This window comes from Polaribacter sp. (assembly GCF_965656025.1).
Taxonomy (GTDB): domain Bacteria; phylum Bacteroidota; class Bacteroidia; order Flavobacteriales; family Flavobacteriaceae; genus Polaribacter.
In genome coordinates this window covers 1-9,877 of the sequence record NZ_CBFHJT010000078.1, presented here as the reverse complement: position 1 = coordinate 9,877, position 9,877 = coordinate 1, and the positions used below count along the sequence as shown (strand labels likewise).

9 protein-coding genes are annotated in these 9,877 nt (G+C 29.9%); 1 reads left to right on the top strand and 8 read right to left on the bottom strand.

Annotated elements, in window-relative coordinates; all coding sequences use genetic code 11:
- Window positions 1-104 precede the first annotated feature (104 nt).
- The 8 genes from ACTG3S_RS12645 to ACTG3S_RS12610 are packed head-to-tail and all read right to left on the bottom strand — an operon-like array spanning window position 105 to window position 8,588.
- The gene (locus tag ACTG3S_RS12645) at window positions 105-1,592 is read right to left on the bottom strand and encodes a deoxyribodipyrimidine photo-lyase/cryptochrome family protein (protein WP_439129707.1); all 1,488 of its coding nucleotides are present in this window, start codon (window positions 1,590-1,592) and stop codon (window positions 105-107) included.
- Entirely contained in the window at window positions 1,582-3,114 is a 1,533-nt protein-coding gene (locus ACTG3S_RS12640; protein WP_439129706.1) for a cryptochrome/photolyase family protein, read from the bottom strand. The genes ACTG3S_RS12645 and ACTG3S_RS12640 overlap by 11 nt, the downstream gene beginning before the upstream one ends.
- A 1-nt stretch (window position 3,115) precedes the next feature.
- Complete coding sequence (locus ACTG3S_RS12635; RefSeq protein ID WP_439129705.1) at window positions 3,116-4,426, bottom strand: DASH family cryptochrome; 1,311 nt, start codon at window positions 4,424-4,426, stop codon at window positions 3,116-3,118.
- Window positions 4,396-4,536: a DUF2256 domain-containing protein gene (locus tag ACTG3S_RS12630; RefSeq protein ID WP_439129704.1), complete on the bottom strand. Its 141-nt coding sequence runs from the start codon at window positions 4,534-4,536 to the stop codon at window positions 4,396-4,398. The genes ACTG3S_RS12635 and ACTG3S_RS12630 overlap by 31 nt, the downstream gene beginning before the upstream one ends.
- 2 nt (window positions 4,537-4,538) lie before the next feature.
- The gene (locus tag ACTG3S_RS12625) at window positions 4,539-5,960 is read right to left on the bottom strand and encodes an SDR family oxidoreductase (protein WP_439129703.1); all 1,422 of its coding nucleotides are present in this window, start codon (window positions 5,958-5,960) and stop codon (window positions 4,539-4,541) included.
- Window positions 5,957-6,589 (bottom strand): flavin reductase family protein, encoded by a 633-nt coding sequence (locus ACTG3S_RS12620; protein WP_439129702.1) that lies wholly within the window; start codon window positions 6,587-6,589, stop codon window positions 5,957-5,959. Before ACTG3S_RS12620 ends, ACTG3S_RS12625 begins: the two co-directional genes overlap by 4 nt.
- Window positions 6,589-7,893, bottom strand: coding sequence for an ABC1 kinase family protein (locus ACTG3S_RS12615; RefSeq protein WP_439129701.1), 1,305 nt, complete (start codon window positions 7,891-7,893; stop codon window positions 6,589-6,591). Before ACTG3S_RS12615 ends, ACTG3S_RS12620 begins: the two co-directional genes overlap by 1 nt.
- Before the next feature lie 44 nt (window positions 7,894-7,937).
- Window positions 7,938-8,588 carry a TetR family transcriptional regulator C-terminal domain-containing protein gene (locus ACTG3S_RS12610; RefSeq protein ID WP_439129700.1) on the bottom strand — a complete coding sequence of 217 codons (651 nt, stop codon included), beginning with the start codon at window positions 8,586-8,588 and terminating at the stop codon, window positions 7,938-7,940.
- A gap of 435 nt (window positions 8,589-9,023) precedes the next feature.
- Here ACTG3S_RS12610 and ACTG3S_RS12605 point away from each other — a divergent pair.
- The coding region (locus ACTG3S_RS12605; RefSeq protein ID WP_439129699.1) for a formylglycine-generating enzyme family protein at window positions 9,024-9,877 on the top strand (854 nt) is incomplete at its 3' end.

Below are 9,877 nucleotides of genomic sequence, written 5' to 3'. Positions count from 1 at the left end.
GTTAAATATCATTAATCAAATATACATAAAAATAGATTACGTTTAATCATTTACGCTGTACGTTAAACAAAAATTAACAATATATTATAATTTTAAAGACGATATCAATTATTAAGCAATCTATTTCTATCTGAGAGAGTGTGTTTTTTTAAAATTCTGCTACTTTCCTGTAGTACTTCAAAATCGTTTTTCATTTTCCAAAGTACATCACTAGCTTTTTTTCTAGCAATTTTTACGTTAACAATTGGGTTTGGGTAATCTTTACCCAAAATTAAATTGTTAAATTGCTGGTCTAAAGGAGTCATTAAATAAGGCTCGTGAATAAAAGCGGTTGGTAATTTTGCCAATTCTTGCACCCATTTTTTTATAAAAATAGCATCTTGGTCATGTTGTTTGCTATTTTTTACGGGGCTGTAAATTCTCAAAACATTGATGCCTGTTTCACCTGCATTCATTTGTAATTGCGGAAAATGAATACCAGGTTCAAAATCTAAAAATAGTTTAGATAGATGTTGTGATGCATCTTGCCAAGGTTGCCATAAAATATGTGTAAAAAAAGATACTAACATGGCACGCATTCTAAAATTTAGGTATCCAGTTTCTATTAGGCATCTCATACAGGCATCTACCAAAGGAAAACCTGTTTGCCCTTCTTTCCATGCTGTTTGGTATTCTGCAGAAATACTTTTTTTTAATTTTTGATAACCTTTGTTTATACTCGCATTTTCCATGGTGTGTTCCATTTCAAATTTCTGAATAAAATGTGCTTGCCAACGCAATCTAGATACAAAAGCGCCTAAGTTTTTTTTATTAGTTGCTGTTTTATGTTGGTGTGCTTTTTGAAAAATTTGACGAATTGAAACATTACCCCAAGCTATATAAGGAGAAAGTCTACTACAGCTTTCTCTAGCCAAAGCAGGTTTAGAAATTTGATGCATGTATTTTTTATGTCTTTCGTCAAAGAAAGAATCTGCATATCTCCATGCCATTTTTGTGCCACCTCTTTGAAAATAAGGATGCTTTTCTGTAGTTAAATCGACTACGTTAAAATATCTTTCTAGTTGATTAATTTCATCAATATGAATAAAAGAAGACGCTTTTAAATTATTTTTTATAAGAGGTTTAAACATGTAATCTTCCCACAAATCAAACCAATCTTCTCTGTTTAACAAACCTCTTAAAACACCATTATTGTTATTTTCTATCCAATGGATAGAATTGTTTCTACAATATCTTGCAAACTCTTTATCTCTATTATAAGTTATTAGCAAACCCGTTTCTTGATGCGAAAAAACGTTGGTAACATTATAATTGGTAAGTAGTTGATTAAATGCAGTTACCACTTCTGTTTGTACAGTTAAAACTTTGGTATTGTATTTTTTTAAATCTTCATTTAAATTGGCAATAGATTGTTTGATAAAATCCCAATGGCGTGAATCATAATGTGGATCTTCTATGAGAGTGTTTTCAAATACGTATAAAAATAATACACGTTTATTAGATTTTGAAGCATTTTGAATTGCTTCATTATCTTCTAGACGCAGATCGCGTTTAAACCAAACAACATGTATTTCTTCTTTATTAGTATCCATCTATATTTTCTATAATATGATTCGCTTTTTCTTTAATTTTTGTGCGCTCTTCTGAAGACATTTTATTTAATAGACTATACATCATTTTCATACGAAAGTTAGATGATAATTTCTCTTGTTTTTCGTCTAAAAAGTTCCAGTATAATGTGTTGAAAGGGCAAGCATCATCTCCAAATTTCTTTGTTTTTTTATAGCTACAACTATCACAATAATTACTCATTTTACTAATATAACTACCACTAGAAACATAAGGTTTTGTAGCTATTTTTCCACCATCTGCAAATTGGCTCATTCCTCTTGTATTTGGCAGCTGCACCCATTCTATGGCATCTACATAAATGCCCAAATACCAAGCATCTATTTCATCTGGATTTATTTGAGTTAACAATGCAAAATTACCAGTAACCATTAAACGTTGTATATGGTGTGCATAACCATTGTCTAAAGAGTTGTTAATGGCATTTTTTAGGCAGTTCATTTTGGTGTTTCCTGTCCAAAAGAAATTGGGGAGTTTGTTTTTATTTTCTAAAAAGTTTTCTTTTTTATAATCTGGCATTAGCATCCAATACATGCCTCTCATATATTCTCTCCAGCCTAAAATTTGCCTTATAAAACCTTCTACTTGAGAGATGTCTATCTCATCCGTTTTTTCTCTGTACGTTTCTAAAACTTTATTGATGATTTCTTTTGGAGAAAGCATTTTTGTATTCATGGCAAAAGAAATTCTACTATGAAAAAGATATATTTTATCTGTATGCATTGCGTCTTGATAATCGCCAAAATGCACCAATAAATGCTCGCAGAAATATTCTAATTGTTCTAAAGATTGATTTCTAGAAATTGGATATTCAAAATATTTTGGGTTGATGTTACCAATAGTTTCTATATTTGCTTCTTTTAGTTCTGATACAATTTCTGACACATCATTATCGAAACTAATTTCTGGTGGAATTAAAGCATCTCCTTTCCACTTTTTTCTATTGCTAGCATCGTAATTCCATTTGCCACCTTCAGGTTGACTGTCAACCATTAAAATTTGGTGTTTTTTACGCATATTTCTATAGAAATTTTCCATTAGAAATTGCTTTTTACCTTTAAAAAAAGTAGCTAATTCTTCTTTTTCTGTATAAAAATGTTCGCTAGAAAATTGCTCAAATTTGATGTTTAAATCTGTTGTAAATTGGGTTAATTGTTTGTCTAAACGAAATTCGTCTGGTGCTAGATATTCAAATTTTTCGATGTTATATTCATCAATTATATTTGCTAAATTAACTACAAGACTTTGGGTGTTTTTTTTATCATTTAGTTGATAATAAATAACCTTATGGTTGTTCGATTTTAATTCTTTTGCAAAATTTCTCATAGCGGCAAAAAAACCAACTACTTTCTGTATATGATGTTTTGTATAATCAGTTTCTTGTCTCATTTCAAACAAGCAATATGTAACTTCATTATCGGTTTTGTGAAACCAAGAATGATTACTGTTTAGTTGATCTCCAAGAAGTAATCGTAATTTTTCCATCTTAAAATAAGGTTTTTTCTAGCCATAGTTTTCTAAATTTATACTTGCTATCATAACGCTCTGCTTGTAGTTTTGTGTTGAATTTTCGATCTCTAGGGTCATTACCAACACCAGCTACATACATCCAATTACCATAATTGCTATGTACATCATAATCAATTAATAGCGACTCAAAATATGCAGCACCAATTCTCCAGTCTAACAATAATTCTTTGGCAAAGTAAGATGCTACATTTTGTCTACCTCTATTGCTCATCCAACCAGTTTTTTTTAACTCTATCATATTGGCATTTACAAAATCATCTTTTGTTTCGCCATATATCCACTTATTAATGTCTTTTTGGTAATTATACCATTGATAATCTTTGTCTAGAATTCCACCAATTTTAAAAATTTTATTGTTGTATTTTAAAGAAATGTATTTAAAGTAGTCTCTCCAAATCAATTCGAAAATTACCCAGTAAGTGGATTGATTTGCACCAAATTCATTCTCAAACTCTTTAATTTTCCAATAGATAGTTTTTGCAGAAATACTGCCATTTGCTAACCAAGCAGAAAATTTAGTACTGTAATCTGTACCTACTAATCCGTTTCTTGTTTTTTTATAGAAAGCTACTTTTTTGGTTTCAAAAAAATAGTTGTCTAACCTTTTTAAAGCTTCACTTTCTCCTCCTAAAAAAGGAAATGCGGTTTTATTTGGTATTTTAAAATCAGAAAAGCCTAAGTTTTCTAAGGTTGGTATTTCTGTTTTTATCTCTAGTAAATTATCACTAGAAAGTTTAGATATATTATTTTCTTCTTGCACTGCAACTGTTTTTTCTAACTTTTTTCTGAAAGCAGTAAATACATTGGGTATTTTAGAAAAGTCTTTAGAAACTGTATTTGGGTGATATAAAAATTGATCATAATCTTCTACAAAAGAAATATCAGAAGGCAATTTTTTTCTAATTTTTTTATTTGTTTCTGTTTCTTCTTTTGTCCATTCTTTCTGTGTATAAATGTCAGTTACAGCATATTCTTTGCAAAGTTTTTGTAATTTGTTTTCTGGACTATCAAAGTAGGTTAGGAGTGTAATATTTAAGTTTGCTAGATTTCTTTGTAAATCTGCAATGGTTTCTATTAAAAATTTAGCTCTAAATTTTGCTGTTTTTTTAAAACCATAAGCATCTTCTTGAAACAGTTTTGGGTCAAAAAAATAAACCGCAAAGGTTTTATTATTATTTTCTATAGATTTTTTTAAAGAGATATTATCGTTTACACGTAAGTTATTACGAAACCAAACTAAACCTGTATTTTTTTGTTGCTCCTGCATTTTTTACTACAATATTTTACTTCTTCCCAATTCTTTTCCCATTTTTTTCTCCATGTAAAAGGTCTGTTACAAACCACACAAATTTTTTCTGGGAGATGCTGCTTTTTCACAATTATTTATTAATGTTATTAATCATCCCATTAAAAACGAACCAATGAAATGGCATAACTGCATACCAATACAACCTACCTCCAAGTCCATGAGGCCTAAAAGTTGCTGTTTGATATATAAAATTATCTTCCACTTTAAACTCTAACCAAGCTTCTCCTGGTAAAATCATTTCTGCATACAACAGTAATTTCCCCTTTTCTTTATCAGCATAAATTACACGCCAAAAATCTAAGGCATCACCCGCATTTAACTCTGTTGGATGTCTTCTACCACGTCTTAAACCTGCACCTCCAAAAAACTGGTCTAAAAAACCTCTAATTTTCCATAGGAAAGTACCATAATACCAACCAGTTTCACCACCAATTGCCCAAATTTTATTGAGAGATTTTTGTTTGTCTTTAATCTTTCTTTTCTTAAAATCTTTAAAACAACCGAATTCTGGTACATTAATAAATTTATGTACAAAATTCTTTAGTTTACCACTACTGATGTAAGAATCTTTCCAGCTAGATATAATGCTGTTTTGCTCTATTTTTTTAAAGGCTAATTTTACGGCATCTTTATAACTCATTGGGTTTACATCCAATAATTTATTGATGTTGCTTTTTTTACCAATTACTTCTACACCCATAGAATTTACCAAAGAAGAGGCTAATTTATAGGAAGTAGAGGTTACAAAATATAGCCAGTAAGAAGACAGTTTAGGCGTCATTACTGGTACTGTTAAAATGTATCTTTTTAGTTTTCTAACTTCTGCAAACTGCAAAAGCATTTCTTTATAAGTTAAAATTTCTGGTCCAAAAATATCATGCGAAGTGTTGTACAATTCTTTTTTAGCCAAGGCTTTGTGTAAAAAAGATAGTACATCTCTAACAGCCAAAGGTTGGGTTTTGGTATTTAACCATTTTGGGGCAATCATTGCTGGTAGTTTTTCTACCAAATCTCTAATAATTTCAAAAGAAGAACTACCAGAACCTACAATAATACCTGCTTTAAAAGTTGTTAATGCATAGTTGTCTGAAGCCAATGTGTTTTCTACATTTTTTCTAGAAAGTAAGTGTTTAGATAGTTTCGTGTCATTTGTAATACCACTTAAATAAATTACTTGTTTTAGGTTAGATTTTTCTGCAAAGCGTTTAAAATTGATGGCACATTTTTCTTCTAAAACATGAAATTCTCTTGCAGAATTAGACATAGAATGTATTAAATAATAAGCAATATCTATATCTTCAGGAATTGCCTCTAAAGAATGACTGATTAAAAAATCTGCCTCTATTAGTACAATGTTTTCTTGATTTTTATAGTAGTTTTGGGCGCGTTTTTTATCTCTAACAGGGCAAATAATGGTATGTCCATCATTTAATAATAAAGGAATTAGTCTTTTGCCAATGTATCCAGTTGCTCCTGTTACGAGTATTCTCATACACTTTCTTCTCTTTTTTTAGGTCTTTGGTAAGTTAATTGCTTTTTAAATTTTGGAATGGCGTAGGTGTCTAAACCATTTATGGTAGCAACTTTACCTGTTGCTAAATTTATCAAACCATCATCATGTAATAAATTATCTTGTACGTATAATTCTTCTATTTGAGATACGATTAACATCACATCATTAGAAGGTACATAAACCTCTTCTACAAACTTCATGCTCATTTGTACAGGGGCATTTTTTACAAATGGCGCTTTAAAATCGCCTTTATAATCTTCTTCTAAGTTGGTCATGTCAAACTCAGAAACATCTTCTGGGTATTTAGCAGATGTATGGTGTGCATCTTCTATAATATCTTCATAAATATGATTGATGGTAAAGTAGCCAATTTCTTTAATGTTTTTATGGGTATTTCTCGGTACAGTTGTAGGTCTTAAAATAAACCCTAAAGTTGGTGGGTTAGAGCCTAAATGAACAACAGAACTAAACACTGCAACATTGGTTATACCATCTTTTGAGATGGAACCCAATAAGTTGGCAGATTTAAACCCAGAGCAACTGTTAATTAAGTTTATTCTATAGATTTTATCTAAATTATCGATATCTTTTCTATTAAAATAAGCCATTATAAAGAATTGAAATTATTAATTTTCACATCTTTTGCTCTTAAATCGTGCATTAAATTATACAAACCAAAAAATGTTCGGTTGATGTAGATAAAGTGTTTAGAGCCTCTATTACCATTCATATTTTTTAGCTCGGTACTTTTTGCGTATTTAGTTCCTAATTCAGAAATTCTTCCAAAGAATTTTTCATTAGAAAAATCGAAAACTTCGTTATTAAAAGGTTGTGTAAATAAGCTTAATAATTCATGAAAAATATTACTAAAAAAAGCCAATTCCTCAGGTGAATCATCTTCTCTTAAAATTTCTAACTCAAATAATTTTTTCTCGAAAAACACAGGGTCTTTTAAACTTTCTTCGTTTGCCAATTCAAAATAAGGAACATAAAATTCATTAGGGATTGTTTTCATACATCCAAAATCGATGACAATAAGCTCGTTTTCTGGAGATATTAAAAAGTTTCCAGGATGTGGATCTGCATGTACTTTTTTTAGTTTATGAATCTGAAACATGTAAAAATCCCAAAGAGCTTGCCCAAGCTTATTTCTAGTTTCTTGATTTTCTGTTGTAAATTCAGATAAGTGAACACCATCCATCCAATCCATAGTAATAATTCTATCTGAAGATATTTCAGGATAATAATTAGGGAATTTTAAGTTAGGGATGTGTTTACATGCTTCTACAATTGCTTGACTTTGTTCAACTTCTAAAACATAGTTTGTTTCTTCTGCCAATTTATTTTCTACTTCTTTAAAATATTTATCGGAATCTTTACCTTTAATATTAAACATTTTAATAGCAATGGGTTTTACCAAAGACAAGTCTGATGCTATACTGTCTGAAACACCAGGATACTGGATTTTTACAGCCAATGTTTTTCCATCTTTTTCTGCCTTATGCACTTGTCCAATACTTGCAGCATTTACTGAAACAGAATTAAATTTATCGTAAATTTCATTTGGGTTTTTACCAAAATATTTTTTAAATGTTTTAGTAACTAAAGCAGGGGATAATGGGGGTACAGAAAACTGAGACAAAGAAAATTTTTCTACGTAAGCTTGTGGTAAAATATTCTTTTCCATACTTAGCATTTGTGCTACTTTTAAAGCACTTCCTTTCAGTTGTTTTAAACTGTCATAAATATCTCCAGCATTGTTTTCATTTAGTCTGGCTTTTGCTTCCTCTTCTGTTTTGGTAATCTTATCACCATAGTATTTTAAATAATTTACACCAATTTTAGCACCTGTGGTTACTAGTTTTGATGCTCTTTGCATCTTAGAAGTGGGTATGGAGTCTAGTGTTTTCATTTTTTTTTATGAGCTTATAGCTACTGTTATGGTTTTAAATGATTTTAATTAAAATTCACTTTTTCTTTTAAAATGAATTTTCCAAAATCGATGATACTTTTCAGAGGTTTAATGTCCATCAAGTCAAAACGAGCGTTGATAGATTTTTCTATAAAAATATCTGTTTTTTCAAAAGATGGAGACGTGTCGTCTAACCAAAATTTTAAAGTGATTAGCAAATGCATCCAAGAAGATTCTTGTGTTGCTTTGTCTTGTATTTTTTCTAACTTCTCTTGCTTCAAATCTATTTTTTCGATGCCAATGTTGCTTACAAAAGTTCGATAGTCTGCTCTTAAGTGTTTTAAAGATTTTAAACTTTTTAAATCTTTGTTTTTTAATGCATATACTACATAACTTCTATTTAGAGTTAGCATTTCGAAAAAGGTAAAATAGAAACTTAATAATTTGTTTCTTGCATCGTAGTTTGGGTACTCTTCACTTTTAGCCAATACTTTTATAGTGTTGTTAAAAAATTCACTAAAAATAGATTGTTCTATCGCTTCAAAAGAGCCATAATATTTGTAAAAATCTGCTTCTTCAAAATTGTGCTCTTTGGCAAAACTAAAAACCGATTTTGGATCATGATTGTTTTCTAGTACAAACTCCATGTACCAGGTAATTAAATTTTCTTTGGTGATGTTTTTCTTGCGCGCCATAATAACTTTAAATTTATGTAAAGATACAAATGTTTAATAAAATTAATATTTTATTAAACAATAATCTTTTGTTAAATGTATCGTTTAATAATAAAAAAAAACTATGATAAAATTTAAGAACGTATAAAACTTTATATTTAAATAGTATAATGTTTAAAATACAAATTAATAATAAAAGCCATACTCTAAAAGTTAAACGTAATTGTTAATTTGAAACTGTATTTTGTTGTATTTTCGTTAGATAAAAGAAGTTGAAATATTAGCTAAAATCTCTAATCTCTTTAAATGATGTTAAAAAGTACATATATAAAATTATTTTTTTTAATCTTATGCATATCTATTTTTACGAAGTGCAAAACAAAAAACAAAAATAATACAGTAAATATAGAAAATACTGCACAACAGAAGGTTCTGAAATCGGAGGCTCCAGAAGGTATGGTTTGGGTAAAAGGTAAAACATTTTTAATGGGGGCAAAAGAAGGAGATAAATATGCAATGATGAGAGAAAAACCTGCCCATGAAGTATATGTAGACGGTTTTTATATTGATGAACACGAAGTTACCAACAAGCAGTTTAGAGCGTTTGTAGAAGCAACAAATTATATTACAGTTGCAGAAAAATCAATAAATTGGGATGAAATAAAAAAAGATTTACCTGCAGGAACACTAAAACCAGCAGATTCTATTTTACAACCAGGTAGTTTAATTTTTAATAAAAATGCAGGTAAAATTGTATCTATGAACAACTACCAACAATGGTGGAGTTGGAAAATTGGGGCTAATTGGCAACAACCAGAAGGACCAGGAAGTTCCATCGAAGGCAAAGACAATTATCCTGTTGTACACATAGCATATAATGATGCCTTGGCTTATTGTAAATGGGCTAACAGAAGATTACCAACAGAAGCAGAATGGGAGTCTGCAGCACAGGGTAATAGCAGAGATTTAACTTTTGTGTGGGGTAACAATCCAGCAGATTTAAATGCAAATGCAAATACTTGGCAAGGACAATTTCCAACAAGTAATATTTCAGAAGATGGTTTTGAGTATATATCACCCATAAAATCATATCCCGCAAATAATATTGGGATATACGATATGGCTGGTAATGTTTGGGAAATAACAACAGATTTGTTTAATGTAAATTATTATAAAAGTTTAAATCCAAATGAAGTTTTAAATAACCCAACTGGGGCAGATAAGTCTTATATGCCTTCAAATCCTTATCAACTAGAACATGTTATGAAAGGTGGTTCTTTTTTGTGTCACGAATCGTATTGTGCTAGTTT

Excerpts from the sequence above, each read along its gene's own strand:
- ACTG3S_RS12645 (WP_439129707.1), bottom strand. The coding sequence starts at position 1,592 with ATGGATACTAATAAAGAAGAAATACATGTTGTTTGGTTTAAACGCGAT.
- ACTG3S_RS12640 (WP_439129706.1), bottom strand. The coding sequence starts at position 3,114 with ATGGAAAAATTACGATTACTTCTTGGAGATCAACTAAACAGTAATCAT.
- ACTG3S_RS12635 (WP_439129705.1), bottom strand. The coding sequence starts at position 4,426 with ATGCAGGAGCAACAAAAAAATACAGGTTTAGTTTGGTTTCGTAATAAC.
- ACTG3S_RS12625 (WP_439129703.1), bottom strand. The coding sequence starts at position 5,960 with ATGAGAATACTCGTAACAGGAGCAACTGGATACATTGGCAAAAGACTA.
- ACTG3S_RS12620 (WP_439129702.1), bottom strand. The coding sequence starts at position 6,589 with ATGGCTTATTTTAATAGAAAAGATATCGATAATTTAGATAAAATCTAT.
- ACTG3S_RS12615 (WP_439129701.1), bottom strand. The coding sequence starts at position 7,893 with ATGAAAACACTAGACTCCATACCCACTTCTAAGATGCAAAGAGCATCA.
- ACTG3S_RS12610 (WP_439129700.1), bottom strand. The coding sequence starts at position 8,588 with ATGGCGCGCAAGAAAAACATCACCAAAGAAAATTTAATTACCTGGTAC.